The sequence below is a fragment of the Azohydromonas australica DSM 1124 genome (assembly GCF_000430725.1).
Taxonomy (GTDB): Bacteria; Pseudomonadota; Gammaproteobacteria; order Burkholderiales; family Burkholderiaceae_C; genus Azohydromonas; species Azohydromonas australica.
Window position 1 is genome coordinate 50,935 of the sequence record NZ_KE387211.1, and the last position, 26,113, is coordinate 77,047.

The 26,113-nt window shown below is 69.7% G+C and carries 20 protein-coding genes; 12 read left to right on the forward strand and 8 right to left on the reverse strand.

The features are described 5' to 3' along the window. The 4 genes from H537_RS0132760 (at position 1) to nifA (ending at position 4,200) form a co-directional block, all read left to right on the forward strand. Positions 1–1,317, forward strand: a complete 1,317-nt coding sequence (locus H537_RS0132760) for an FAD-dependent oxidoreductase (RefSeq protein WP_029001260.1) — start codon at positions 1–3, stop codon at positions 1,315–1,317. Beyond that, complete coding sequence (locus tag H537_RS0132765; RefSeq protein ID WP_029001261.1) at positions 1,314–1,625, forward strand: ferredoxin family protein; 312 nt, start codon at positions 1,314–1,316, stop codon at positions 1,623–1,625. The genes H537_RS0132760 and H537_RS0132765 overlap by 4 nt, the downstream gene beginning before the upstream one ends. 6 nt (positions 1,626–1,631) lie before the next feature. Then, on the forward strand, positions 1,632–2,087 hold the full coding sequence (locus H537_RS0132770; RefSeq protein ID WP_029001262.1) for a ferritin-like domain-containing protein: 456 nt from the start codon (positions 1,632–1,634) through the stop codon (positions 2,085–2,087). Between the two features lie 328 nt (positions 2,088–2,415). Next, positions 2,416–4,200, forward strand: coding sequence for a nif-specific transcriptional activator NifA (nifA, locus tag H537_RS0132775; protein ID WP_029001263.1), 1,785 nt, complete (start codon positions 2,416–2,418; stop codon positions 4,198–4,200). 92 nt (positions 4,201–4,292) lie between these two features. Here the strand turns inward: nifA and H537_RS0132780 are convergent, their stop codons facing one another. From H537_RS0132780 to H537_RS0132795, 4 genes are all read right to left on the reverse strand, one after another. Then, a complete protein-coding gene (locus tag H537_RS0132780; RefSeq protein ID WP_029001264.1) occupies positions 4,293–6,848 on the reverse strand; it encodes a catalase in 2,556 nt (851 codons plus the stop codon). Positions 6,849–7,040: 192 nt separating this feature from the next. Then, positions 7,041–8,387, reverse strand: coding sequence for an MFS transporter (locus tag H537_RS0132785; protein ID WP_029001265.1), 1,347 nt, complete (start codon positions 8,385–8,387; stop codon positions 7,041–7,043). 50 nt (positions 8,388–8,437) lie between these two features. After that, positions 8,438–9,379: a 3,5-dioxohexanoate:acetyl-CoA acetone transferase gene (gene kce, locus H537_RS0132790; RefSeq protein WP_029001266.1), complete on the reverse strand. Its 942-nt coding sequence runs from the start codon at positions 9,377–9,379 to the stop codon at positions 8,438–8,440. A gap of 25 nt (positions 9,380–9,404) precedes the next feature. After that, positions 9,405–10,196, reverse strand: coding sequence for an SDR family oxidoreductase (locus H537_RS0132795; protein WP_029001267.1), 792 nt, complete (start codon positions 10,194–10,196; stop codon positions 9,405–9,407). Between the two features lie 345 nt (positions 10,197–10,541). Between H537_RS0132795 and H537_RS0132800 the strand changes: the two genes are divergently transcribed. Next, positions 10,542–12,512, forward strand: coding sequence for a helix-turn-helix domain-containing protein (locus H537_RS0132800; protein ID WP_029001268.1), 1,971 nt, complete (start codon positions 10,542–10,544; stop codon positions 12,510–12,512). A gap of 288 nt (positions 12,513–12,800) precedes the next feature. Here H537_RS0132800 and H537_RS0132805 read toward each other — a convergent pair whose 3' ends face one another. Next, entirely contained in the window at positions 12,801–13,562 is a 762-nt protein-coding gene (locus tag H537_RS0132805) for a FadR/GntR family transcriptional regulator (RefSeq protein WP_238446895.1), read from the reverse strand. Between the two features lie 79 nt (positions 13,563–13,641). Further along, positions 13,642–14,565, reverse strand: a complete 924-nt coding sequence (locus H537_RS46845) for a LysR family transcriptional regulator (protein WP_375136350.1) — start codon at positions 14,563–14,565, stop codon at positions 13,642–13,644. Between the two features lie 139 nt (positions 14,566–14,704). Between H537_RS46845 and H537_RS0132815 the strand changes: the two genes are divergently transcribed. The 3 genes from H537_RS0132815 to H537_RS0132825 are packed head-to-tail and all read left to right on the forward strand — an operon-like array spanning position 14,705 to position 17,689. After that, positions 14,705–15,709 (forward strand): Bug family tripartite tricarboxylate transporter substrate binding protein, encoded by a 1,005-nt coding sequence (locus H537_RS0132815; protein WP_029001270.1) that lies wholly within the window; start codon positions 14,705–14,707, stop codon positions 15,707–15,709. 29 nt (positions 15,710–15,738) lie between these two features. After that, positions 15,739–16,725 (forward strand): tripartite tricarboxylate transporter substrate binding protein, encoded by a 987-nt coding sequence (locus H537_RS0132820; protein WP_029001271.1) that lies wholly within the window; start codon positions 15,739–15,741, stop codon positions 16,723–16,725. 10 nt (positions 16,726–16,735) lie between these two features. After that, on the forward strand, positions 16,736–17,689 hold the full coding sequence (locus H537_RS0132825) for a 2-hydroxyacid dehydrogenase (protein ID WP_029001272.1): 954 nt from the start codon (positions 16,736–16,738) through the stop codon (positions 17,687–17,689). Between the two features lie 9 nt (positions 17,690–17,698). Here the strand turns inward: H537_RS0132825 and H537_RS0132830 are convergent, their stop codons facing one another. Together H537_RS0132830 and H537_RS0132835 are read right to left on the reverse strand one after the other, a co-directional pair. Then, complete coding sequence (locus tag H537_RS0132830) at positions 17,699–18,208, reverse strand: hemerythrin domain-containing protein (RefSeq protein ID WP_238446897.1); 510 nt, start codon at positions 18,206–18,208, stop codon at positions 17,699–17,701. Between the two features lie 126 nt (positions 18,209–18,334). Beyond that, positions 18,335–19,315: a chemotaxis protein CheB gene (locus tag H537_RS0132835; RefSeq protein ID WP_029001274.1), complete on the reverse strand. Its 981-nt coding sequence runs from the start codon at positions 19,313–19,315 to the stop codon at positions 18,335–18,337. A gap of 112 nt (positions 19,316–19,427) precedes the next feature. Here H537_RS0132835 and H537_RS0132840 point away from each other — a divergent pair, with 112 nt between their 5' ends. The 4 genes from H537_RS0132840 to H537_RS0132855 are packed head-to-tail and all read left to right on the forward strand — an operon-like array spanning position 19,428 to position 26,078. After that, positions 19,428–23,546: a chemotaxis protein CheB gene (locus H537_RS0132840; protein WP_043461097.1), complete on the forward strand. Its 4,119-nt coding sequence runs from the start codon at positions 19,428–19,430 to the stop codon at positions 23,544–23,546. A gap of 45 nt (positions 23,547–23,591) precedes the next feature. Continuing rightward, positions 23,592–23,795 (forward strand): hypothetical protein, encoded by a 204-nt coding sequence (locus H537_RS0132845; protein WP_029001276.1) that lies wholly within the window; start codon positions 23,592–23,594, stop codon positions 23,793–23,795. Positions 23,796–23,805: 10 nt separating this feature from the next. Continuing rightward, the gene (locus H537_RS46850; protein ID WP_051243995.1) at positions 23,806–25,386 is read left to right on the forward strand and encodes a sensor histidine kinase; all 1,581 of its coding nucleotides are present in this window, start codon (positions 23,806–23,808) and stop codon (positions 25,384–25,386) included. A gap of 2 nt (positions 25,387–25,388) precedes the next feature. Continuing rightward, positions 25,389–26,078, forward strand: coding sequence for a response regulator transcription factor (locus tag H537_RS0132855; protein ID WP_029001277.1), 690 nt, complete (start codon positions 25,389–25,391; stop codon positions 26,076–26,078). The last annotated feature ends 35 nt before the right edge of the window (positions 26,079–26,113 follow it).

The following is a 26,113-nucleotide window of genomic DNA, read 5'->3' on the forward strand; positions in this document are numbered from 1 at the left end:
ATGGCCAAGCACGCCAAGGAAAAGTTCGATGCGATCGTGGTGGGCGCGGGTGCCTCGGGCAACGCCGCGGCCTACACGATGGCCAAGGCAGGGCTCAAGGTGCTGCAGATCGAGCGCGGCGAGTACCCCGGCAGCAAGAACGTGCAGGGCGCCATCCTGTACGCCAACGCGCTGGAGAAAATCATCCCGGACTTCCGCGATGACGCTCCGCTGGAGCGCCACATCATCGAGCAGCGCATCTGGGTGCTCGACGACAAGTCCTTCGTCGGCACGCACTACCGCAGCGACGACTACAACAAGCCGCCCTACAACCGCTACACCATCATCCGCGCGCAGTTCGACAAGTGGTTCTCCTCCAAGGTGCGCGAGGCCGGTGCCCTGCTCATCTGCGAGACCACCGTGGAGGAGCTGCTCATGGACGGCTCGCGCGTGGTGGGCGTGCGTTGCGACCGCATCGGCGGCGAGGTCTACGCCGACGTGGTGGTGCTGGCCGACGGCGTGAACTCCACGCTGGCGCGCAAGGCCGGGCTGCACGGCGAGATCCAGGCCGGCAACGTGGCACTGGCCGTCAAGGAGATCCTCTTCATGCCCGAGGAAGTGATCCAGCAGCGCTTCAACATCAATGAAGAGGAGGGCGTGGTCATCGAGATGATGGGCACGGTCACCGAAGGCATGGTGGGCACCGGGTTCCTCTACACCAACAAGGACTCGCTGACCATCGGCGTCGGCTGCATGCTCTCCGACTTCAAGAACAACCCGCAGCGCACCGCGCCCTACGCGCTGCTGGAAAAGCTCAAGAAGCATCCTTCCATCGCCCCGCTGATCGAGGGCGGCGAGATGAAGGAGTACGCCGCGCACCTCATCCCCGAAGGCGGCTTCCACGCCGTGCCCAAGGTGTACGGCGACGGCTGGATGATCGTGGGCGACTCCGGCGGCTTCGTCAACGCCGCGCACCGCGAGGGCTCCAACCTGGCCATGACCACCGGGCGCCTCGCCGGCGAGACCGTCATCGCCGCCAAGGCCGCGGGCAAGGACATGAGCACCTCCACGCTGTCGGCCTACAAGGCCGCGCTGGACGACAGCTTCGTCATGAAGGACCTGCACAAGTACCGCGACATGCCGCACGTGCTGCACACCTCCCCGCAGTTCTTCAACGCCTACCCCTCGCTGCTCAACCGCGCCGCGCAGACCATGTTCACCGTGGACGGCGTGGACAAGAAGACCAAGGAGAAAGAGATCTTCGGCAGCTTCCGCTCCGCCCGGCGCCTGGGTGGCCTCGTCTCCGACGCGTTCAAACTGTGGAAGGCCTTCCGATGAGCACCGCCGCCAGCCCGACCCTCGTCAACGTCGAGGAAAAGCTGTTCCAGAACCGCTACAAGGTCGACCACGGCCGCCCGCACATCCAGATCAAGGATGCTGACGTCTGCGCCAACGACTGCAAGGGCCAGCAGTGCACCTTCGTCTGCCCGGCCGCCTGCTACAAGGCCGAGGGCAACCGCACCGTCACGCTCATCACCGACGGCTGCCTGGAGTGCGGCAGCTGCCGCGTCATCTGCACCGAGCACGCCAACGTCGCCTGGGAGTACCCGCGCGGCGGGCACGGCATCCTTTTCAAATTCGGTTGAGCACGCATGAACGACGTTGAACGATTCCTGGCCCACGCTGTCCAGCTCGAACGCGAGGCGGCGCGGCGCTACGAGGAGCTCTCGGCCGCCATGGGCACCGAAGGCAACGGGGAGCTGAAGGCCTTCTTCAGCAAGATGGCGCGCTACTCGCGCCAGCACTTGGCGCAGGCCAACGCGCGTGCGGGCTTCCGTGACGTGCCGCCGCTGGCGGCCGACGAGTACGTCTGGCCTGACGGCACCTCGCCCGAGACGGCCGACTGGGTGGGCGTGGACGCGCAGATGGGCGCACGCGAGGCGCTGGAGCTGGCCCTGGCCAGCGAGCGCCGCGGACATGCCTACTACGGCGCCATCGCCGCCACCACCACCGACCCCGAAGTGCGCCTGCTGGCGCAGGAATTCACCCAGGAAGAGGGTGAGCACGTGGCCGAGCTGGAGAAGCTCCTGGCGCGCTGCGCCGCCTGAGCGCCATCGCCCGGCCCGGGGCTGGGCACCGTATTCCCGTGCGGGTCATTGGCGCCCGCAACCATGCCGCTCGGCTGTGCGCAGGCGCAGCCGGGCGGTACTTTTTCGCCCGTCTCGAGACGCCCAGAGGCGAGCCGTTCGCCGCCTTTGCGCCACGTCAAATCATGTGCAGGAAGTCACTCGCGCAAACCCTTGGTGGTGTGCTTTTTGCGCGTTGACCTGCGTCATGCCTGCATCGACCCATCCCATGCCCGAACCTGAAGCAGACATGCACCGGAGCGTTGCGACCGGCACCGTAAACGTTCCCAACCCAGCACGGAGGTCTGCCATGCCCAGTCGTTCTCCCGGTGAGCAGCGGTCCCACCTGGAACTGGTGACCATTTACGAGATATGCCGAATTCTCGGCGCCTCGCTGGACATCGGTCGCACGTTCCGAGCCGCGCTCAACGTGCTCACGGCCCACCTGGACCTGCCACGGGCCATGATCGTCACTCCTGCCGAAGACGGCAGCGCGCTGCAGGTGCACAGCTCGGTGGGGCTGACGCGCGAGCAGGCGCAGCGCGGACGCTGGGCCGTAGGCGAGGGCGTGGTGGGCCGCGTGTACGCCACCGGTATGCCCGTGGTGGTGCCCGACATCGGGCAGGCCGCGGAGTTCGTGGACCGCACCGGCGCTTTCGGTCCGCCGGCGGACGACGAGCGCATGCTGGCCTTCATCGTCGTGCCGCTGAAGAACGACGGCGCGGTCTCGGGCGTGCTGGCCACGCAGCGCGTGGTCAAGGGCGGTGCGCGGCTGACCGAGGACCAGCGGCTGCTGACCATGGTGGCCACGCTGATGGCGCAGGCACTGATGCTGCACGAGACGGTGCGCGAGGAGCACCGGCGGCTGCAGCAGGAGTCCATGCGCATGCAGAAGGCGCTGCAGCGCACGCAGCCGCGCTCGCGCTTCACGCTGGACAACGTGGTGGGCGACTCCACGCCCATGCAGCAGGTGTTCCTGGAGGTGCAGCAGGCCGCACCCTCGCGCGCCACGGTGCTGCTGCGCGGCGAGAGCGGCACCGGCAAGGAGGCCATCGCGCGCGCCATCCACTTCCTGTCGCCGCGCAAGGAAGCGCCCTTCATCAAGGTCAACTGCGCCGCGCTCACCGAGTCGCTGCTGGAGAGCGAGCTCTTCGGCCACGAGAAGGGCGCCTTCACGGGCGCCGCGGGCGAGCGCAAGGGCCGCTTCGAGCTGGCGCACGGCGGCACGCTGTTTCTCGACGAGATCGGCGACATCTCGCCGGCGTTCCAGGCCAAGCTGCTGCGCGTGCTGCAGGAGCGCGAGTTCGAGCGCGTGGGCGGCAGCAAGCCCGTGAAGGTGGACGTGCGGCTGATCTGCGCCACCAACCGCGACCTGGAGAAGATGGTGCAGCGCGGCGAGTACCGTGCCGACCTCTACTACCGCATCAACGTCGTCTCCATCTTCCTGCCCCCGCTGCGCGAGCGCCGCGCCGACATCCCGGCGCTGGTCAACCACTTCCTGGAGCGCTTCAACAAGGAGAACCGCCGCAAGCTGCGCATCACCAATGAGGCCATGGAGGTGCTGGCGAGCTGCTACTGGCCCGGCAACGTGCGCGAGCTGGAGAACTGCGTGGAGCGCACCGCCACGATGGTGCAGGGCGAAGTGATCCGCGACCTGGCCTTCCCGTGCCGCCAGAACCGCTGCCTGACGCAGACGCTGCACTTCATCGACAAGGCCGACGCGGTGGCGCCGGCCGGTCCGCGGCCTGGCGCGGGCACGGCCTCAGGCGCAGTGCAGCCTGCCGGCGCCGCGGCCGGCGCGAGCCGGCCGGCCCCGGTCAGCTGGAGCCCCGCGCCGAACGAGCCGGAGCTGCCGGTCGAGGCGCTGGAGGAGACCGACGCCGGCGTGACCACCATCGGCCCCACCGTGCACGTGCGCCCGCCGGGCGAGCGCGCCGGCGCCAGCGCGCCGCCGCAAGGCGAGCGCGAGCGGCTGATCTGGGCTATGGAGCAGTGCGGCTGGGTGCAGGCCAAGGCCGCACGGCTGCTGCGCGTGACCCCGCGCCAGCTGGGCTACGCGCTGCTCAAGCACCGCATCGAGGTGCGCAAGTTCTGATGGGTTCTCGTTCGGGCTGAGCCTGTCGAAGCCCTCTAGACCAATCGGCTGACAGACCCTTCGACAAGCTCAGGGCGAACGGGAGAAGCAACTCACACCATCGGCGGCTCGGTCTGCCGCTGCCACGCGCGGTGCAGCGCAATGCGGCGGATGAATTCGTCCGCCGCCCCGGCCACCTGATCGTCGGCCGCGAACAGCAGGCCCGGGTCGCCGCCGTCCTCCGGCAACGTCGTCACGCCGGCGGCCTGCAGCAGCGTGGCGGCGGCGATGGGCACCAGCAGCGGCTTGCAGTGGCGGTACTGCTGCTGCACGAATTCCACCGCCAGCCCATCGGCGGCCATCGTGGCCGCGGCACCGGCGCCCGGCGGCAGCATCACCGCGTCGAACAGCACGCTGGGCGCGGCCTCCATGGTCACCTCCACCGGCAGCGGGTCGCCGGTGCTGCTCTGCACCGAGCCCAGCTTGGCGCCCACGTAGCGCGGCACCGCGCCCGCCTGCACCAGCGCCTGGTACACCGCCTCCAGCGCCGCGCCGTCCACGCCGTCGCCCACCAGCAGCGCGATGCGCCGCGCCAGGATGCTCCCGTCTCCGGGCCGCGCCAGCAGCGACAGTGCCGGCGACACCGCCACCTCGGGCGACTCGACGGGCGGGCGCGCCGGCGGCAGCGGGTCGGGCAGGGCGGTCATGCCCAGGTCCTGCCCCACGGTGGCGGCCAGGTTCTCGTCGATGTTGCGCAGCATCGCCACCACGCGCTCGCGGATGGCCGGCGTCTGCACCCGCGTCAGCTCGAAGCGCAGCGCGCGCGCGATGTGGTACTGCTCCACCGGCGTCTGGCTGGCATAGAACAGCCGCGCCTGCGTGTAGTGGTCGGCGAACTTCTCCGGCTTGGCACGCAGCTTCGTGGGCTCGGCCGTGGCCTGTTGCGCCAGCAGGCGTTCGGCGTAGCTCGTGAAGCCGCTGGCGGCGCCGGCCTGGTGCGGGCAGCCGCCGGCCAGCGAGTTGGGCTCGTAGCTCACCCGCCCGCGGAAGATGCCGTGCTGGTGGAAGCCGTCACGCTGGTTGTTGTGCACCTGCGCCACCGGGGCGTTGATCGGGATGAGGTGGAAATTGGGCCCGCCCAGCCGCGTGATCTGCGTGTCGAGGTACGAGAAGTTGCGGCCCTGCAGCAGCGGGTCGTTGGTGAAGTCGATGCCCGGCACGACATGCTGCGTGCAGAAGGCAACCTGCTCGGTCTCGCCGAAGAAGTAGTCGGGGTTGCGGTCCAGCACCATGCGGCCGACGGTGCGCAGCGGCGCCAGCTCCTCCGGCACCAGCTTGGTCGCATCGAGCACGTCGAAGCTCCAGCCGGCCGCCTGCTCCTCCGTGAAGGTCTGGATCTGCAGCAGGTACTCGGGGAAGGCACCGCCCTCGATGGCTTCCCACAGGTCGCGGCGGTGGAAGTCGGGGTCGGCGCCGTTGATCTTCACCGCCTCGTCCCAGTCCAGCGAGTGCGTGCCCAGCACCGGCGTCCAGTGGAATTTCACCAGCGTGGCCGCGCCTTCGGCATTGATGAGCCGGAAGGTGTGCACCCCGAAGCCCTGCATCGTGCGGTAGCTGCGCGGGATGGCGCGATCGCTCATCTGCCACATCACCATGTGGGCCGACTCGGGCGAGAGCGAGATGAAGTCCCAGAACGTGTCGTGCGCGCTGGAGGCTTGCGGCATCGCGTGGTGCGGCTCGGGCTTCACGGCGTGCACCACGTCCGGGAACTTCATCGCGTCCTGGATGAAGAACACCGGGATGTTGTTGCCCACAAGGTCCCAGTTGCCCTCGTCGGTATAGAACTTGACGGCAAAGCCGCGCACGTCGCGCACCGCGTCGGCGCTGCCGCGCTCGCCGGCCACGGTGGAGAAGCGCACGAACACCGGCGTCTTCTTGCCCACCTTGGCGAAGGGCGCGGCGCGGGTCAGCGCCGTGATGTCCTCGGTGCACTCGAAGTAGCCGTGCGCGCCGGAGCCGCGGGCGTGGACCACGCGCTCCGGAATGCGCTCGTGGTCGAAGTGCGTGATCTTCTCGCGCAGGATGAAGTCTTCCAGCAGCGTGGGGCCGCGCTCGCCCAGGCGCAGCGAGTGCTGGTTGTCCGCCACCGGCACGCCCTGGTTGGTGGTGATGGCCCGGCCGCCGGAGTCGATGCGGTGCCGCTGCAGCGGGCCGTTGTTCGGATTGGTGCCCGGATCGGCCTTGCTGCCGTTCTTGGCCGAGGTGTTGTCCTCGGTGATGGTGCTGCCCGTAATGTCGAGGTTGTCCGGCATCACGTGCGCGCCTTCGGGCGCCGGCATCGCCTGGCCGGCCTGCGCGTACTCGGCGGCCTTGTTCGGGTTGTGCGGCATGCCGGCGGACAGCGCCTCGGTGCCGTCGTACTTGGCCTCCAGCCGGTCGGCGGCGGCGAGGTTGCGCACGGCGGCGTTGTCGCTGCTGGTGCCGCTGCCCAACGCCGTGGCGGCGCGCTCCAGCAGGCTGCGCCGCGTGCGTTGGGCGGGCTTGGCCTCCGCGGCGGGCCCGGACATCGACTGCTTGGCGCTGGTGGTGGCGGTCTTCTTCGTTGCGGCGCCGGTGGGCTCGCCAGACTCGGTGGGAGACTTTGCAGCCGGAGTTTTTTTCGTGGCCATGGTGGTTCCTGCGTGGGTGGGTAGCGCAGGGGCCAAGGCAATCGGAATTCCCGTCGATCCGGAAGCAGGCGCCTCAAGCCCGGGAAGCCGCTTCGCTCGCACGCCTCCGACTTGACATAAGCTGTATTGAAGAGCTGATCCCGGTTCCAGGTAGCTTCCAGCCTGGAACCGGGCTCGCGACCAACGCGGCGCTCAGGAAACCGGCTTGATCACGGGGTCGGCCAGCTCCGGCGCCTGGCGCTCGCTGCGGGACGCCTTGGCGAGCGCGGGCACGAGCAGCAGCCCGAGGGCAGCGGCACCCAGGATCACGGAGAAGCCCGCCGAGCTACGGCCCGTCGCCGTTTCCACCATGCCGAACAGGTACGGGCCCACGAAGCCGCCGAGCAGGCCGATGGTGTTGATGAACGCCAGCCCCGCCGCGGCCTGGATGCCCTGCAGCCGCTTCATCGCGATGGCCCAGTAGGACGGCAGGATCCCGCCGCCGAAGAAGGCCGTGGCCACGAACAGCGCGATCTGCACCGCCGGGCGCTCCGTGGCTAGGAAGGCGCAGGCGCTGAGCAGCAGCCCGGCCGTCAGCGCGCCCAGGAACACGAAGTCGCTCTTCACGCGGCGGTGGATGCGCGGCAGCGTCAGCACGCCCAGCAGGAAACCCAGGCCAACGCTGCTGGACATCACGCCCACCAGGAACGGCGACTCGACTTTCATCTGCTGGATCATGGCCGGCGTGAAGAACACCAGCCCGACGAAGGCAACCTGGTTCAGGAAGTAAATGAGCCCGGTGAGCACCGTGCTCGGCCGCTTGATCGCCGCCATCCAGTCCTGCGAAGACAGGTTCGCATGGCCGGCCTGGTCGATAACGGCGCGGCTTTCCAGCGCCTGCGCCTCTTCGCGCGAGAGCCACTTCGCATCGCTGGGCCGCTCGGCCAGCTTGAAGTACAGCAGGATGCCGACGGCGATGGTGGGCAGCCCTTCGAGCATGAACATCCACTGCCAGCCGCGCAGCCCGGCCAGGCCGTCGAGCTGCATCAGCGCGCCGCCCAGCGGATTGCCCAGCAGCAGCCCCAGCGCCGGCGCGGTGTAGATCCAGCCGACCACCACCGGCCGGTCCTTGGGCGCGAACCACAACGTCACCATGTACATCAGCGCCGGGAACAGGCCGGCCTCGGCAATGCCCAGCAGCACGCGCAGCAGGTAGAACGAGGCTTCGCCCTGCACGAACATCATCGCCACCGACAGCGCCCCCCAGGTCACGGCGATGCGGGCGATCCAGGGCCGGGGGCCGATGCGGTGCGCCAGCAGGTTGCTCGGCACCTCCAGCAGCGCGTAGCCCAGGAAGAAGATGCCCGCGCCCAGCCCGTAGGCCGCCGCGCTGATGCCCAGGTCCGCCGCCAGGTGCGCCTTCGCCAGCGACACGTTGGTGCGGTCTATATAGGACATGAAATAAATGGCGCACAGCAGTGGAATCAGCCGGGTCATGGCCTTTTGCGTGGCGACGCGGTGCGTCTCGTCCACGCCGCTTTCAATGGAGCGGGTTTCCATGTTGTCTCCTGTGAAATAAGAATCAGGTTTGCGCCGCTCGGCGCTCGAAGTCAGAACGCGACGTTTTCCCTGCCCTTGAGTCCCAGCATGGCGCGCGCTTCGGCCGGTGTGGCAATTTCCACCGACAGCTCTTCCAGGATGCGGCGAATCTTGAGCACCTGCTCCGCGCACGATTTCGCGAGCTGGCCCTTGCCCAGATACAGGCTGTCTTCCAGCCCCACGCGCACGTTACCGCCCATCACTGCGCCCATGGCCAGCAGCGGCATCTGGTGGCGCCCGGCACCCAGAATCGAAAAACGGTAGTTGTCGCGCCCGAAAAGCCGGTCCGCCGTCGAGCGCATCAGCACCAGATTTTCAGGGTCAGGACCCATGCCGCCCAGAATGCCGTAAATGCTCTGGATAAACAGCGGGCCCTTGATCAGGCCTTCGTCCACGAAATGGGCCAGGTTGTAAAGATGCCCGACGTCGTAGCACTCGAATTCGAAGCGCGTGCCGCAATCTTCGCCCAGCACCTGGAGAATATGCTTGATGTCGCGGAAAGTATTCCGGAAGATCATGTCTTCCATGCCTTCGATATAAGGCTTCTCCCAGTCGTGGCGCCAGTCGGAGATCTTGCGCGCGGCCGGGTGGATCGAAAAATTCATCGACCCCATGTTCAGCGAGCACATCTCGGGCTTGGCCTTCAAGGGATAAGCCAGGCGCTCCTCCAGCGTCATCCGGGTGCTGCCGCCGGTGGTGATGTTGATGATGGCGTCCGTCGCGGCGCCAATGCGCGGCACGAACTGGTCGAATACCCGCGGGTCCGCCGTCGGGCGCCCGTCCTCCGGATTCCGCGCGTGCAAATGGATGATGGCAGCGCCCGCCTCCGCCGCCGCTATGGATTGACGCGCAATCTCATCCGGCGTCAAGGCCAAATAGGGCGACATGGTGGGCGTGTGCACCGAGCCCGTGACCGCGCAACTGATGATGACCTTGTCCTGGGTTTTCTTCATGGCTGTCTCCTGGTGGATTCGAAGCTCACAGGTATTCGATGTTTCCGTCCACGCTGATCGCCTGGCCGGTCACGTTGCGCGCCGCAGGCGAGCTCAGAAAAAGCGCCATAGCCGCCACGTCCTCGGAGCTCACCATGCGGCGCAAGGAAATCTTGCGCAGGTATTCCTCGCGCATGGCTTCCACGCTGACGCCGGCCGCCGCGGCCCGGGCCGCGATGACGCTGTTCATGCGCTCGCCTTCCACCGTGCCCGGCAAAATGGCATTGACGCGAATACCCTGTGGACCCAATTCGATCGCGAGCGATTTCATCAAGCCGACGATGGCCCATTTGGTCGAGGCATAAGGCGTGCGTAGCGCATAACCCAGCCGGCCCGCGACGGAACTCATGGCCAGCACGCACGGATGGGCCTTCGACTGCTTGAGCAGCGGCACGGCCCGGCGCGCGAAGTAATACTGGCTGTTCAGATTGACGGCCATGGTGCGTTCCCAGCCCTCGGCGCCAATCTCGTCGATCGGCCCCGTCGGCCCGGCAATGCCGGCGTTGTTCACCAGCACGTCCAGGCCGCCCAGCGTGGTGCGCAAATCGTCGAATACCCGGTCCACATCGGCCGCCACCGACGCATCGGCCACGCTGGACGTGATTCCCGGCGCCTCTGCACTCAAGCGGCGCAACGCGGCCTGGTCAATATCGCAGACGTGCACGTGGGCGCCGGCTTCGCAAAATGCACGCGCGACCGTGGCGCCAATGCCATTTCCACCGGCGCTCACCAGGACCCGCAAACCGGCAGCCGGTCGCAGCGATTCAAGAATACTCATGGGATACATCCATCCTTCATGCGGCACCGCCGGTTGCGGCGCCTGGCGTCCCGGCCGTGATTCACGGGTATCGAGAACATGACAACTGAGGACGGAAGTCTCGGCGGCCGAGGCTCGCAAGCCTATGTGCTGCAGCCACATATTCCGGGCCGATTCAATGTGAGCGTTGCACTCAGTATTAACCCTTGAACCGACGCGCCGCCCCGCTCGGCTGGCTGGAGGTCGTCAATGCTCACGCCGCCGCCGGGGATGGGCACTCTGGGATACTGGCCGTCGGCCTTGCCTCCAAAAACGTCCGCTCCGGAATCTCTTGTTCCCACCCCGGATTCACCGCCCAGGAATCACATGAATACTGCAGCACCCCATCCCGGCATCGAGGAAATGGCGTGGGACCTGGTCAGCCTGCTGCATCGCGGCGCGGCCCTGGACGAGATTGCCGGCCGCCTGGCACAGGTCGAGAAACTCCCGGACAGCCTGCCCTGGAAATCCACGCTGGCCGAGCTGGTGCGCATGGCACTGACGGTTCAAAACCGCTTGGACCTTTTGCAGCAGCGCGAGCAGGGCATGCTGGCGGTGATCGAATCGGCGCAGGATTTGTCCAGCCGGCTCGACCTCCCAGGCCTGCTGCGCGCCATCGTGTCCCGCGCGAGAAACCTGCTGGGCTCCGATCTGGCCTGGCTTTCGACTTACGACCCGGAGCAGCAGGAATTTCACGTGCTCGTCAACGATGGCGCCTTGCTCCAGAACACCACCAACATGGTGGCCCAGAAAAACGCCGGCGTGGTCGGCGTGATCATGGCCACGCGCATGCCTTTCGCGACGCCGGACTATCTGCACGACAACCGCTTCCAGCACCACCCGGAACTGGACAACACCTTTCGTGGCGAAGGCATCGTCGCGCTGGTTGGGGTGCCGCTGATATGGAACGAAGAAATCGTCGGCCTGCTGTTCGTCGCCGACCGTTATCACCGTAGCCACACCGCGCTCAATACCTCGATCTTGAGCGCGCTGGCGGCCCATGCGGCCGTGGCCATCAAGAATGCAAAAGCCTTCGAGCAGGCCCGGTCCGCGCTCGAAGAGGCGGATGCGGCACGTCTTCAGCTGGAGCGTCATATTCTCGGCGTCAAGGCCGCCACCGAAGCCCATGACCAGATGACCTCGCTGCTGGCCAAGGGTGCCCCGCTTTCGACGCTGTGCCAGTCGGTGGCGCAATCTCTGGACGGCGGCGTGATCGTGCTGGACGAGGCGGCCCAGGTTATCGGCCGCGGCAATGCGGCGGGATATTCTGTTTCGGATGCCGAGGCCCAGGTTTCATTGTCGGGCCCACGCAGCGCCGAGGTGGCGCAGGCATTGCGGCAAAGCCGGCAGCTGGGCCGTTCCGTCATGGCGTACCAGGCCGATGGTGAAACCTGCCGGGTCGTGGCGGTATTCGGCGGGGACGACGTGCTGGGCTCCGTGCTGCTGTTTCACCGGCATGCGCTGGACGATATTTCCATACGCACCTTCGAGCGCAGCGCCAGCATCATCGGCATCGTGTTGCTGTCCCAGGAGCGCAGCGAAGCGGGCAAGCGCCGGGACGTTTCCATGCTGCTGCGCTCCCTGGTTTCGCTGCGGCATGAGCCCTCGGCGGAACTGGCCGGCCAGGCGGAGCGGCTCGGACTCGATCTGTCCCAGCCGGTTTCCCTGATCGTCATCGAGATGGACGAACCGAAACCCAGTTATGCCGCCCGGCGCCTGGGCCTGCGGCCGGAATTCTCGAACGTGGTGCTTGACGACCTGGACGGCGTTCTGGTGCTGCTGTGCGGCAGCACGCGCGCGAAGGATCTGGTGCGCGCCGTGACGGCCTCCGCCCTGCCCGAATTCGGCCCGGCCTACCGCGGCGTGCTGTCACGGCCCATTTCCAGCCCGACGGAAATTCCAGCGCTTTACGCCACGCTGCGGCGGGCGCTTTCCGTGCTGGCTCGCATCGGCGTGCGCGGGCACATCACGGACCAGAACGAGATGGCCCTGTATTCGACGCTGTTCGAAACCCACGACCAGGCCAGTTTGAACAATTTTTTGGAAGCCACCATCGGCGCGCTGCTGTCACAGGATCTGAAACGCGGCTCGGAATTGGCGCGCACGCTGCTGGTGTATTTCGACAGCAATCAGAACGCCAAGCTGGCCGCCCAGCGCCTGGGCATTCACGTCAACACGGTGCGGCAGCGGCTGGCCACCGTCGAGGAACTGATCGGTTCCTGGAGCCACGCCACGCGCGCGCTGGAAATTCACATGGCGCTGCGGCTGTGGAGTTTGCGCACGCCGGGTTCGCGGTGAACGAAGCGCCGGGCCGGCGCCCGGGCGTTTGCGCAGGACGAAGCACGGGTGGCTGCCCTCCTACTCCGTCATTCCCGCGCAGGCGGGAATCCAGGCGGCCCCACGTCAGCACGAAGTCTGGGTTCCGCGCACCAACACCCTAGCCCCGGCATTCAACCCGATCTGCTTGCGGCGGCTTGGGGGCCGCCTGGACTCCCGCCTTCGCGGGAGTGACGAAGCAGGAGGCGAAACAATTTGGCTCACGAGATGCCACGGCCTGGAAATTTCTCCAACTACCGCTGACCGGAATCAGAACAGCCGCATGCTGTCCAGCAGCCGCAGCTTGGTGTTGAGCACGTGCACGCGCATGGCTTGCGCCGCCTCGTGCGGCAGGCGCCGCGCGATGGCGTTGTAGATGGCCTCGTGCTCCGCGTGCGTGCCGCGCAGCTGCTCGCGGCTGCGCTGGTCGCGCGCGCTGCTGAACACGTCCACGAACTGCCGCACGGGCACGACCGTGGTCAGCGTGGTGATGAAGAAGGGGTTGCGCGAGGCGCGGACGATGGCGGCGTGGAACTGCGTGTCGGCCTCGGCGCTGGCCTGGCCGCTGTCCATGGCGGCATACAGCGCGTCCAGGCTGGCGCGGATGGCGCGCAGGTCGTCCTCCTCCCAGTTGTCGGCCGCGGCGGCGGCAGCGCCGGCCTCGATGCAGCTGCGGAAGTCGTAGAAGCGCTCCACGTCCGCCAGGCTGTGGATCGGCGGCGTGGCCACGCTGCTGTTGGCGGCTACCTTCGGCGCCACGACTTGGCTGCCGGAGCCGCGCCGGGTTTCGATGATCCCGTCCGAGCGCAGCCGTGACAGCGCCTCGCGCACCGTCGAGCGGCCCACGCCGAAGCGGGCCGCCAGCTCCTGCTCGGTGGGCAGCTTGCTGCCCTGGGCGTACTCGCCGCACAGGATCGCCTCCGCCATGCGGGCATGGATGCGGGCCGCCAGCGTGTCGGCCTCCGCGTCCGGCGCCAGCGGGCCGGTGTCGGAAGAGATCTGCATCGGGATGGGAGTGGGTACAACAGCCATGGCAATTCGGTGCGCGGGATCGTAGGGAGCGCGTGGCGGCGGGCGATGTGGTCAATGCGTACCAGGGCCCGCCGCTCGCTTACCGGCCGCCTTCGGGCTCCATGCCCGCCGCGCCGGTCTCCACCAGGGCCTGCATGATGAACTCGCGCAGCCGCCGCTGCGCCGGGTTGCGCCCGTCGCGGCGCCACGCCAGGTAGATCTCGGCCAGCACGTCCTGGCGCCACAGCGGGCGGAAGCGCACGTTCTCGAAGCGCAGCTGGCTCGCGGACGCCGGCACGACGGCGAGGCCGATGCCCGCCTGCACCAGCGCCATGATCGTGTGCGTCTGCCCGATGTGGTGCACGTAGTGCGGGCGCACGCCCGAGGCCACGAACAGCGCCTTGATCTTGTCGTGGAAGTACTTGCCTTCCTTCTCCGAGTACATCACCAGCGGCTGGCCCGCCACGTCCTCCAGCCCGATGCGCTCGCACCCAGCCAGCGGATGGTCGCCCGGGACGGCCAGCACCATGGGCTCGCGCACGATGGCGTGGTAGTCCAGGTCCGTGTCCGAGTGCAGCGGGCGCACGAAGGCCAGGTCCAGCGCCTCGGCGGCCAGCGCCCGGAACTGCTCCGCCGACACCATCTCCTCCAGCACGATGTCGATGCCGGGCAGCGACTCCCGCGCCAGCCGCAGCATGCGCGGGATCAGCGCGTAGCCCGCGACCGCCGTGTAGCCCACGACGACCCGGCCGCTGTCCCCCTTGGCGGTCAGCCGGGCGCCCGTCGCCGCCTCGTCGGCCAGGCGCAGCAGCCGCAGCGCGTCCCGGTACAGCGACTCCCCGGCCGCAGTCAGCCGCACGCTGCGGCTGGTGCGCTCCAGCAGCCGTGCCCCCACCCCCTCCTCCAGCAGCTGGATCTGCCGGCTCAGCGGCGGCTGGGTCATGTGCAGCCGCGTGGCGGCCTTGCCGAAATGCAGCTCCTCCGACACGGCCACAAAACAGCGCAACTGGAACAGGTCCATCATCAATTCAAGAGTTGTATTGATCGATCCAAATTTGAGCTTAGACCTTTATTGATCGCGTTCCTACACTGTCCTGCAGACGTCGGGGCCGCACTGCATGGCCCCGCATGACTCCCCATCCCGAGTCCACGCAGGAGACAAGATGTTCAAGCCCTATTCCGTGCGCGTGCTCGCGCCCGCGCTTCCGCTGCTGGCCGCGGCGACGACGCTGCTGGCCGCGGCCCTGCCCGCAGCGGCGCAGTCCGGCGCCTATCCCAGCCGGCCCGTGACCCTCGTGGTGCCCTTCCCGCCCGGTGGCGGCACCGACACCGGCGCGCGCATCCTGGCCGAGCAGCTGACCCGCCGCTGGGGCCAGACGGTGGTGGTGGAGAACAAGGGCGGCGCCGCCGGCCAGATCGGCGCGGACCTGGTCGCCAAGGCCAAGTCCGACGGCTACACGCTGCTCATGGGCAACGTCGGCACGCAGTCCATCAACCCGTCGCTCTACAAGAAGCTGCCCTACGACGCCAACAAGGCCTTCGCGCCCATCACGCTGGTGGCGGAGCTGCCGCTGGCGATGATGGTCAACCCGGGCGTGCCGGCCAAGACGGTCAAGGACTTCATCGCCTACGCCAAGTCCAAGCCCGGGCAGCTGAGCTACAGCAGCTCCGGCGCCGGCGGCGGCCCGCACCTGGCGGCCGAGATGTTCAAGGACAGCACCGGCGCCTTCATCGTGCACGTGCCCTACCGCGGCGGCGGCCCGGCGGTGTCGGACCTCATCGCCGGCCACGTGCAGCTCTCGTTCATGACGGTGTTCGAGGCCAGCGGCCACATCAAGGCCGGCAAGCTGCGCGCGCTGGCCGTCACCAGCGACAAGCGCGTGCCCGCGCTGGGCGACGTGCCCACGCTCTCCGAAGCCGGCGTGCCGGGCTTCAACAGCATCTCCTGGATCGGCCTGCTCGCGCCCGCGGGCACGCCGCAGGACGTGACGGACAAGGTCGCCGCCGACGTGCGCGCGGTGATGGCGCAGGAGGACGTGAAGAAGAAGTTCTCCGAGCTGGGCGCGATCCCCGCGGCCGGCACGCCCGCGTCCTTCGCCAAGCTCATCGACGACGACCGCAAGCGCTACGCCCAGATCATCCAGGACCGCAAGATCACGGTCGAGTAAGCGCCCCACCCCACCGCGAAGGACTCCCCATGAAGCAGATCAGCACCACGCTGCGCGGCGTGGTCGCCATGGGCGTGCTCGCCCTGGCCGCCGGCGCGCAGGCCCAGCAGGCCGCGCAGACGTTCCCCAGCAAGCCCATCACCATCGTCGTGCCGGCCTCGCCGGGCGGGGCCATCGACCTCGCGGCGCGGCTCATCGGCGCGCGCTTCACCGCGGCCTGGGGCCAGCCGGTGACCATCGAGAACAAGGGCGGCGCCGCCGGCATGCTGGGCTCGGACTTCGTGGCCAAGGCGGCGCCCGACGGCCACACGCTGGCGCTGGTGGCCAGCAGCCACGCCATCAACCCCAGCCTCTACAAGAAGCTGCCCTTCGACACCGTCAAGAGCTTCGAGCCCGTGGCACAGACGCACGTGGTGCCGCTGATGCTGGTGGTGAACAAGGACATCCCGGCCAGGAACGTCACGGAGCTGGTGAGCTACCTCAAGGGCCACCCGGGCCAGGCGAGCTACGCCTCCAGCGGCAACGGCGGCGCGCCGCACATGTCGGCCGAGCTGTTCAAGAGCATGGCCGGCGTGGACATCGCGCACGTGCCCTACAAGGGCAGCACCGCCGCGCACCCGGACCTGATTGCCGGCCGCACGGCGCTGATGTTCGACACCGTCGCCGCCGTAGCGCCGCAGGTCAAGGGCGGCAAGGTGCGCGCGCTGGCCGTGACCACGCCCAAGCGCTCCGGCCTGTTCCCGGAGCTGCCGACCATGGCCGAGGCCGGGCTCAAGGGCTACGAGACCAGCACCTGGGGCGGCCTGCTGGCGCCCGCGGGCACGCCCAAGGACGTGATCGCCAAGCTCAACGCCGAGGTCAACAAGGCGCTGGCCGCGCCCGACGTGCGCGAGAAGCTGGCCGCGGCCGGCATCGAGCCCGCCGGCGGCACGCCGCAGCAGTTCAGCGACTTCATCCAGTCCGAGATGGCGCGCTGGGCCAAGGTGGCCAGCAGCGCCGGCATCCAGCCCGAATGACGAGGACCCCATGAGCGCCGTGAAACCCCGCGTGCTGCAGCTCGGCCGCCTGCTGCCCACCCTGGAAGCCCGGCTGGCCGCCGATTACGAGGTAACGCTGCTGGCGCAGCAGCCCGACCCGCGCGCCTTCCTGGCGGCGCACGGCCGCGAGTTCGCCGCCGCGGTGACCTCCGCGCCGGTGGGCATCGACGCCGCCACGCTGCAGGCGCTGCCGGCGCTGCGCGTGGTGTCGAGCTTCGGCGTCGGGCTGGACAGGATCGACCTGACCGCCGCCGCGCGCCGCGGCGTGCCCGTGGGCTACACGCCCAACGTGCTCAACGACTGCGTGGCCGACATCGCCTTCACGCTGCTGCTGGACGTGGCGCGGCGCGCCGCCGAGGCCGACCGCTTCGTGCGCCGCGGCGACTGGCTGAAGGAGAAGTTCCCGCTGGCCACGCGCGTCAGCGGCAAGCGGCTGGGGCTGGTGGGCATGGGCCGCATCGGCCGCACGATCGCCCGGCGGGCCTCCGGCTTCGACATGGAGATCCGCTACCACGACCGCAACGTGATTGCCGACGTGCCCTACGGCCACGAGCCCGGCCTGCTGGCGCTGGCGCGCTGGGCGGACTTCCTGGTGGTGGCCGCGGCGGGCGGCCCCGGCAGCCAGGGCCTGATCTCGGCCGAGGTGCTGGACGCGCTGGGGCCCAAGGGCTTCCTGGTCAACATCGCGCGCGGCTCGCTGGTGGACGAGCCGGCGCTGGTGCAGGCGCTGCAGGAGCGCCGCATCGCCGGCGCCGGGCTGGACGTGTTCGCCGACGAGCCCCGGGTGCCCGACGTGCTGCTGTCGCTGGACAACGTGGTGCTCACGCCCCACGTGGCCAGCGGCACGATCGAGACGCGCCAGGCCATGGCCGACCTGGTGCTGGAGAACCTGCGCTCGTTCTTCGAGCGCGGGGAGCTGCGGGTCAGCGCGCCGCTGCAGTGAGGTGCGGCCTCAGGCCGCCACCGGCTGCCGCGCCGCCAGCAGCGGGCGCGCGGCCGGGAACACCTGGCCCTCTTCCAGCGCGATGTGCTCCATGTACAGGTCGGCGAACACGATGAAGCCCTGGCGCAGCAGCTCCAGGTCGTAGCCGGTGTAGCCCGCGGCCAGCGCGCTGAGCTGCGGGCCCAGCTCCAGCCAGTCCTCCTCCAGCCAGCCGTGGTCCTGCTGCAGCCGCTTGACCTGCTGCACCAGCGCCGCGTCGCCCTGGGCCAGCAGCAGCGGAAACACCTGCTCTTCCTCGTCCTCGTGATGCGCGCGCGCCTGGCCGCCGAAGAAGGCGCAGATCGCCTCGGCCTGTGCCCGCGTCTGGGCATCCGCGCCCTCCGCCTCGATGCGGTTGAGCAGCTCGTACAGCCGCTCCAGCTGCACCGCCACCTCGCGGTGCGTGCGGTCCAGCGACGCCGTCAGATCGAACGGCGGCACCGCGGGCCGCGCGGGCCGTCGATTGGCCAGGGCTTCCATGCACATCTCCTTGTTGAACGCGATGCGCCCATTGTTGGCATGCGCCACGCCGCGCCTTTGTGGCGCATCAAGTGCGCCTCAACAACCAGCATGGAAGTCAAGCGGGAATAACCCGCAATCTGGCCTTCAGCCCTGCTCCACCAGCGCACGCAAGGTCTCGGCTTGCGCGCGCAACTGCTCGGCCTCGGTTTCGGCCCGCACCGCATGGGCCTCGTCGCCGGCGCTGCGGTCGAGCTCGGCGATCCTGCGCAGCAGCACTTCCTTTTCCTGCAGCGCGCGCACGGCCGACCACAGCGCGTTCTCGGTGGTTTCCTGCTGCACCGCGGCCAGTGTGCGCAGCGAGAAGCCGTGCCCGGTGTGGCAGCGGTAGCGCGGCGGGTTGGCGCCGCGGATCTCCCACAGCGTGCCCTTGCAGTCCGGGCACGCCAGCGTGGAGGGCGCGGCCACCTGCTCCAGCTCGTCCATGGCGTTCTCACCGCCCAGTCCGGCCAGGTGCTCGTGCACCTGGTGCGGGGGCGTATCGACGGCCATGGCCGGTGCCGCCTGCCGCACCAGTTCCACCAGCAAGGGCGCGATGCCTTCCAGCGGCACGCAATGGTCCACCGCCACCGACTGCAGGGCCGCGCCGGGCATGCCCGGGTCCTCGGCGTCGGCCGGGTCCTGCACCACGGCCAGGCCGCCGCACTCCTTGATGGCCTGCAGCCCGGCGGTGCCGTCGTCAAGGCCGCCGGTGAGCAGCACGCCGATGACGCGCGGGCCGAGGCCGAGCGCCGCGGAGCGGAACAGCGGGTCCACCGCCGGGCGGGTGTGGTGCTCCTTGGGGCCGCGCGTCAGCTGCACGCTCGCGTCTTCTTCCAGCAGCAGGTGGTGGTCGGGCGGGGCGACGAGGATGCGCCCGTGCCGCAGCGGCTCGCCGTCGCGGGCATGCGCAGCGGGCAGCGGCCCCACCGCCTCCAGCAGCTCGGGCAGGTTGCTTCTGAACGCACCCACGTGCAGCACCACGCACACCGCCGCCGCGAAGTCTGCCGGCAAGGCCGCCGCCACGACCCGCAAGGCACGCACGCCGCCGGCGCTGGCGCCGATCAGCACGATGTCGCGTCGGGCCATGGCAGCTCCGGTGTGAAGGTGCCGCGAAGCGCGGCAATCCGTGCGCCCGGTGCCGATTTGGTTGTGGCCTCGCCAAGAGGGGAGAATCGTTGGCTCAGCTACCGATGGACCCATGAGCTCGACACCGTCCCTGCCCACCTTGCGCGAAGACAAGCTCAAGCCCAGCCGGCTGGACTTCCCGGTGGTGGGCATCGGCGCCTCGGCCGGCGGCATTCCGGCGCTGCAGAGCTTCTTCATGGCCATGCCGGCGGACTGCGGCATGGCCTTCGTGGTGGTGCTGCACCTCTCGCCCCAGCACGCGAGCAACCTCGCCGGCGTGCTGCAGGGCGTCACCGCGATGAACGTGGTCGTGCCCGAGGAGGCCACGCCCATCGAGCGCAACACGGTCTACGTCATCGCGCCCAACCGCATGCTGGCGATGAACGACAGCTACCTCAGCGTCAACACGCTGGAGCGCGCACGCGGGCGCCAGGTGACGATCGACCTGTTCTTCCGCACCCTGGCCGTGGTGCACCGCGAGCGCGCCTTCGCGGTGGTGCTCTCGGGCACCGGCGCCGACGGCTCGGTGGGCATCACGCGCATCAAGGAGGAAGGCGGCGTGGCGCTGGCGCAGCTGCCGCAGGAGGCCGAGTTCGACGGCATGCCGCGCGCGGCCATCGCCACCGGCACGGTGGACTGGGTGCTGCCCGCGGGCGAGATGCCCGGGAAGCTGCTGGAGCTGTGGGCCAACGCCCGCACCATCGAGCTGCCCGGCGCGGTGGAGCTCGGCCTGCGCGTGTCCGCGCCGCCCAGCGCCGCGGCCGCCAAGGACGCCGAGGAGTCGCTGCGCGACGTGCTGGTCCTGCTGCGCACGCGCACCGGCCATGACTTCCGCAACTACAAGCGCGCCACGGTGCTGCGCCGGCTGGAGCGGCGCCTGCAGGTGCACGCCGTGCCCGACCTGCCGGCCTACCGCGCCTTCCTGCAGGCCAACCCCCAGGAAGCCTCGGCGCTGCTCAAGGACCTGCTCATCGGCGTGACGAACTTCTTCCGCGACCCCGAGGTCTTCGAGCTGCTGCAGCGCGACGTGGTGCCCGAGCTGGTGGAGCAGGCGGCGCAATCACCCGCGGGGCTGCGCGCCTGGGTGGCGGGCTGCGCCACGGGCGAGGAGGCCTACTCCCTCGCCATGCTGCTGTGCGAGCAGGCGGGGCTGGTGGCGCAGCCGCCCAAGATCCAGGTCTTCGCCACCGACATCGACGAGGCCGCCATCGGCGTGGCGCGGCTGGGCTGCTATCCCGGGGCGATCGAGACCGACGTCCCGCCCACGCGGCTGCAGCGCTTCTTCGACAAGGAGGGGCAGCAGTACCGCATCCGCAAGGAGGTGCGCGAGAAGGTGATGTTCGCCGTGCACAGCGTCCTGGGTGGCGCGCCCTTCTCGCGGCTGGACCTCATCAGCTGCCGCAACCTGCTCATCTACCTGGACCGCGACGTGCACGGCGAGATCCTGGAGTTGTTCCATTTCGCGCTCAAGCCCGGCGGCATCCTGGTGCTGGGCAGCTCGGAGTCGGCCGACACCGCCTCGCAGCTGTTCTCGGTGGTGGACAAGAAGAACCGGATCTTCCGCGCCAACCCCGTCACGCGCACGCCGCGCTACGTGCCCTCGCTGCCCACCCTGGGCCCGGCCGGCACCGTGGCCACGCCGGGCGGGGTGCGTCCCGGGAAGCGCGGCGTGGGCTTCGCGGAGCTGCACCACCGGCTGGCCGGGCAGTACGCACCGCCCTCGGTGCTCATCGACGGCGACGGCAACATCGTGCACCTGTCCGAGCAGGCCGGGCGCTTCCTGCGCTACGGCGGCGGCGCGCCCACGCACCAGCTGCTCAACCTGGTGCAGCCGGAGCTGCGGCTGGAGCTGCGCACCGCCCTCTTCCAGGCGGCGCGCACGGGCAAGAGCGTGGAGGCGCGGCGCGTGCACGTCGGCGGCGAGGGGCACGACCGCTTCGTGACCATGACGGTGCGCCCGGTGCAGGAGGCCGGCGCGGGGGTGAACCTGTCCATGGTGCTGTTCGACGAGGTCGAGGACGCCATGGCCGGCGAGGCGCACGGCGCCGACGCCCAGGGCCGCGACCCGCTGGTGGCGCGGCTGGAGGAGGAGCTGCGCCGCGTCAAGGAGCAGCTGCAGGGCACCATCGAGCAGTCCGAGACCTCCAACGAGGAGCTCAAGGCCAGCAACGAGGAGCTGCAGGCCATCAACGAGGAGCTGCGCTCCGCCACCGAGGAGCTGGAGACCAGCAAGGAGGAGCTGCAGTCGATCAACGAGGAGCTCATCACCGTCAACCACGAGCTCAAGACCAAGGTGGAGGAGACGGGCAAGATCAACGACGACCTGCAGAACCTCATCGCCTCCACCGATATCGCCACCGTGTTCGTGGACCGGGCGATGAGCATCAAGCGCTTCACGCCGCACGCCACCCGGCTCTTCAACCTCATTCCCACCGACGTGGGCCGCTCGCTGCTGGACATCACGCACCGGCTGGACTACCCCACGCTGGCCGAGGACGCGGCCGAGGCCTTCCAGTCGCTGCGCATGATCGAGCGCGAGGTGCGCACCCAGGAGGGCAACTGGTACCTCGCGCGCGTGCTGCCCTACCGCACCAGCGAGGACCGCATCGAGGGCGCGGTGCTGACCTTCGTGGACATCACCAGCCGGCGCCGGGCCGAGGAGACGATGCGGCTGCTGGCCGAGAGCACCCAGGACTACGCCATCGTGACCTGCGACCTGGACAGCCGCATCACGACCTGGAACCCCGGCGCCGAGCGGCTGTTCGGCTGGAGCGAGGACGAGGCGCTGGGGCAGTCGCTGGACATGGTGTTCACGCCCGAGGACGTGGCTGCCGGCGCGCCCGGGCAGGAGCGTGCGCAGGCGCGAGAGACCGGACGCAGCGAGGACGAGCGCTGGCACCTGTGCAAGGACGGCAGCCGCTTCTGGTGCAGCGGCGTCACCACGCCGCTGTACGAGGGCGGCCGGCTGCACGGCTACGGCAAGATCGCCCGCGACCTCACCGGCAGCAAGCGCGCCGAGGCCGAGCGCGAGGTGCTGCTGCAGCGCACCGCGGCGGGCCGGGCCGAGGCGGTGGCGGCCAACGAGGTCAAGAACGAGTTCCTGGCCGTGCTCTCGCACGAGCTCAAGAACCCGCTGAACCTGATCCAGCTCAGCGCCGAGCTGCTGCTGCGCGTGCCCGAGGCGCGCGCGCTGCCGGTGGTCACGCGCGCGGCGGAGACCATCCAGCGCACCGTGCGCAGCCAGGCGCAGATCATCGACGACCTGCTGGACCTCTCGCGGCTGCACACCGGCAAGCTCGCGCTGCACCGCGCGGCCATGGACTGGAGCGCCACGGTGCACACCATCGCCGGGGCGATGCAGGAGGAGGCGGCCACGCGCCAGGTGGCGCTGGCCGTGTCGCTGCCCGAAGCGCCGGTGGTGCTGGACGCCGACCCGGTGCGCATGGAGCAGGTGGTGTGGAACCTGCTGAGCAACGCGCTGAAGTTCACCCCCTCGGGCGGGCGCGTGGACGTGGCGCTGCGCCTGCTCGACGGCCACGCCGAGCTGCAGGTGCGCGACACCGGGCGCGGCATCGCGGCGCAGGCGCTGCCGCACGTGTTCGACATGTTCAAGCAGGCCGAGCCGGCCGCGCGGCGCAAGGGCGGGCTGGGCATCGGGCTGGCGCTGGTGCGCAGCCTGGTGCAGGGCCATGGCGGCCAGCTGCAGGCCGAGTCGGCCGGGCTGGACCAGGGCGCCTGCTTCACGGTGCGCCTGCCCCTGGCCGGGCATGCGCCGCTGCCCGCAGGCGACGACGCCCACGCCCGCGGCGAGCTCACGGGACGCCGCGCGCTGGTGGTGGACGCCGATGACCAGGCGCTGGAGCTGCTGCACCAGCTGCTGGAGATGGAAGGCGCCCAGGTGCGCACCACCACCTCCGCGGCGCAGGCGCTGGCGCTGGCCGAGCAGGAGGCGCCGGACTTCGTCATCACCGACACGGCGCTGCCCGGCATGGACGGGCTGCAGCTGCTGCAGGCATTGCGCGAGCGCCCCGGGCTCAAGGCCGTGCCCGTGGTCGCCCTCACCGGCGTGGGTCGCCCCGGCGACGCGCGCCGCGCCGTGGCCGCGGGCTTCGCGGCACACCTGCGCAAGCCCGTGACGCTGGACAAGCTGCTCCACACGCTGCGCGAGGTGATGCCCCGTCGCGAGAAGTGAAGCGCGCTCCGGGCACAAGGGATGCCCGCAAGTACCTGGACCGGGATGCCCACCTCATGCCTCTCCACCTGTCCCCTCGCCCCACCCCTGGAAAGCCTGGGCCTGCTGGAGCCGATACCCGGTTCCGCGCCCTTCATCGGCGCCGCCGGGGCGTTTGCGCCGCCCACACCCCACGTGGCCGGGCGCAGCCTCGTGTGGCTGAGCATGCCGGTGACCATGGCGACGCACACGCAAAGCCTGGCAGCGTGAGGACCCCGGCATGAGCACGGACGCGCTGTCCAAGTCGGAAGAAAGCGGCACCGAGCGGGCCGCGCTGCGCCGGCTGTTCGAGGTCCAGGGCATCGGCCTGTCGCTGGGCGAGCCCTCCACCGGGCGGCAGCTGCGCGTCAACCGCGGGCTGGCCGCCATGCTCGGCCGCGAGCCCGCGGAGCTGGAGGGCCGCAGCTTCCTGGATTTCACCCACCCGCTGGACCGCGAATCGAGCTGGGACCGCTTCCAGCGCCTGGTGAACGGCAAGCTGTCCGAGCTGCGCATGGAGAAGCGCTACCTGCACGCCGACGGCTCGGCGCGCTGGGCGCTGATGACGGTGAACCTGCTGCTCGACGCGCAGGGCCAGCCCTGGCGCACGCTGGCGGTGGTCATGGACATCGACGCGCGCCGCCGCGCCGAGCAGGCACTGGCGCAGAGCCGCGAGCGGCTGGAGCTGGCGCTGGGCGCCGCGCAGCTGGGGCTGTGGGAGTGGACCTTCGCTACCGGGCGGCTGTGGTACTCCGACGAAGTGCTGCAGCTCACCGGCCTCACGCGCGCGCAGCTCGACGACGACGTCGACTGCTGGCGCCGCCTGGTGCATCCGCAGGACGTGGAGGTGATCTGGGCCGCCGAGGAAGCCGCGCGCCGCGGCGAGGGCTTCCACGCCGAGTACCGGCTGGTGCGGCCCGACGGACGCGTGCGCTGGGTGGTCAACCACGCGCGAAGCGTGTGCGACATCAGAGGCAAGCCGCTGCGCATGGTGGGCACGCTGGCCGACATCACCGAGCGCAAGGAAGCCGAGGAGGCGCTGCGCCAGGCGCGCGACGAGCTGGAGCAGCGTGTGCAGGAGCGCACCGCCGCGCTGGCGCTGGCCAATTCGCTGCTGGCCAACGAGGTCACGGAGCGCCGCGCCACCGAGGGCCAGGTGCGCGAGCTGCTGGGCCAGCTCGTGAGCACCGAGGAGGACGAGCGCAAGCGCATCGCGCGCGAGCTGCACGACTCGCTGGGCCAGCACCTCACGGCGCTGACGCTGGGCCTGCGCGCGGTGCAGGAAGACCCGTCGCTGCCCGAGGCGCTGCGCGAGCGCCTGGGCCAGCTGCGCGAGGTGACGCGCCACCTGGACGAGGACGTGGACCGGCTGTCCTACGAGCTGCGCCCCTCGGTGCTGGACGACCTGGGCCTGAACGACGCGCTGCGCGAGCTGGCCGGCGCCTGGGCCGAGGACAGCGGCGTGGCGGTGGACATCCACACCCGCGGGCTGCGCGGGCAGCGCTTCGCGCAGGCGCTGGAGACCACCGTGTACCGCGTGGTGCAGGAAGCGCTGAACAACATCCGCAAGCACGCCCAGGCCTCGCGCGTGGGACTGATCGTGGAGCTGCACGAGGGCGAACTGCGCGCCATCGTCGAAGATGACGGCCGTGGCATCGATGCCTGTGAACGCCAGGCGCCGGCCGCGCCCGGACGGCGGCTGGGACTGCGCGGCATGGCCGAGCGGGCCCGCCTGGCCGGCGGACGGCTGGACCTGGAATCCGAACCGGGACGGGGCACCACGGTGTACTTGAGTGTCCCGCTGCAACCTGAGGAGAGCTGAACATGCATGTGGTGGAAGGCGGAAATCATCGCTGGCGCGTCCTGCTGGCGGACGACCACGCGGTGCTGCGCGAGGGCCTGGCGATGCTGGTGTCCACGCAGCCCGACATGGAGGTGGTGGCGCAGGCGCGCAGCGGCCGCGAGGCGGTGCAGATGGCGCAGCGCCTGAAGCCCGACGTGGCGGTGCTGGACGTGTCGATGCCCGACGTGGGCGGCGCCGAGGCCGCGGAGCAGATCCACGAGAGCTGCCCGGAGGTGCACGTGCTGGCGCTCACGCGCCACGCGGACCAGGGCTACCTGCGCCGCATGCTGCGCGCGGGCGCGGCGGGCTACGTGGTCAAGCGCGCCGCGGGCGACGCGCTGATCGGCGCGATCCGCACCGTGGCCGGCGGCGGCACCTACGTGGACCCGAGCATGGCCGGGGCGCTGGTGGCGCGCATGATCCGCCAGCCCGGCCAGGAGACGGGCGGGCGCAAGCGCCCGGCGCTGAGCGAGCGCGAGGAGCAGGTGCTGCGTCTCATCGCCTGGGGCAAGAGCAACAAGGAAGTCGCCACGCAGCTGGGCATCAGCGTGAAGACGGTGGAGTTCTACAAGGCCGGCGCGCTGGACAAGCTGCAGCTGCGCACCCGCACCGACATCCTGCGCCACGCCCTGGCGGAGAAGTGGCTGAGCGAGGAGGACGATCCAGAGTGAGGTTCCACAGGCCCGGCGCTGGAATACCACCGTCC

Coding starts and splice junctions, on each gene's coding strand:
- H537_RS0132760 (WP_029001260.1), top strand. CDS start 1: ATGGCCAAGCACGCCAAGGAAAAGTTCGATGCGATCGTGGTGGGCGCG.
- H537_RS0132765 (WP_029001261.1), top strand. CDS start 1,314: ATGAGCACCGCCGCCAGCCCGACCCTCGTCAACGTCGAGGAAAAGCTG.
- H537_RS0132770 (WP_029001262.1), top strand. CDS start 1,632: ATGAACGACGTTGAACGATTCCTGGCCCACGCTGTCCAGCTCGAACGC.
- nifA (WP_029001263.1), top strand. CDS start 2,416: ATGCCCAGTCGTTCTCCCGGTGAGCAGCGGTCCCACCTGGAACTGGTG.
- H537_RS0132780 (WP_029001264.1), bottom strand. CDS start 6,848: ATGGCCACGAAAAAAACTCCGGCTGCAAAGTCTCCCACCGAGTCTGGC.
- H537_RS0132785 (WP_029001265.1), bottom strand. CDS start 8,387: ATGGAAACCCGCTCCATTGAAAGCGGCGTGGACGAGACGCACCGCGTC.
- kce (WP_029001266.1), bottom strand. CDS start 9,379: ATGAAGAAAACCCAGGACAAGGTCATCATCAGTTGCGCGGTCACGGGC.
- H537_RS0132795 (WP_029001267.1), bottom strand. CDS start 10,196: ATGAGTATTCTTGAATCGCTGCGACCGGCTGCCGGTTTGCGGGTCCTG.
- H537_RS0132800 (WP_029001268.1), top strand. CDS start 10,542: ATGAATACTGCAGCACCCCATCCCGGCATCGAGGAAATGGCGTGGGAC.
- H537_RS0132805 (WP_238446895.1), bottom strand. CDS start 13,562: ATGGCTGTTGTACCCACTCCCATCCCGATGCAGATCTCTTCCGACACC.
- H537_RS46845 (WP_375136350.1), bottom strand. CDS start 14,565: ATGATGGACCTGTTCCAGTTGCGCTGTTTTGTGGCCGTGTCGGAGGAG.
- H537_RS0132815 (WP_029001270.1), top strand. CDS start 14,705: ATGTTCAAGCCCTATTCCGTGCGCGTGCTCGCGCCCGCGCTTCCGCTG.
- H537_RS0132820 (WP_029001271.1), top strand. CDS start 15,739: ATGAAGCAGATCAGCACCACGCTGCGCGGCGTGGTCGCCATGGGCGTG.
- H537_RS0132825 (WP_029001272.1), top strand. CDS start 16,736: ATGAGCGCCGTGAAACCCCGCGTGCTGCAGCTCGGCCGCCTGCTGCCC.
- H537_RS0132830 (WP_238446897.1), bottom strand. CDS start 18,208: ATGGAAGCCCTGGCCAATCGACGGCCCGCGCGGCCCGCGGTGCCGCCG.
- H537_RS0132835 (WP_029001274.1), bottom strand. CDS start 19,315: ATGGCCCGACGCGACATCGTGCTGATCGGCGCCAGCGCCGGCGGCGTG.
- H537_RS0132840 (WP_043461097.1), top strand. CDS start 19,428: ATGAGCTCGACACCGTCCCTGCCCACCTTGCGCGAAGACAAGCTCAAG.
- H537_RS0132845 (WP_029001276.1), top strand. CDS start 23,592: ATGCCCACCTCATGCCTCTCCACCTGTCCCCTCGCCCCACCCCTGGAA.
- H537_RS46850 (WP_051243995.1), top strand. CDS start 23,806: ATGAGCACGGACGCGCTGTCCAAGTCGGAAGAAAGCGGCACCGAGCGG.
- H537_RS0132855 (WP_029001277.1), top strand. CDS start 25,389: ATGCATGTGGTGGAAGGCGGAAATCATCGCTGGCGCGTCCTGCTGGCG.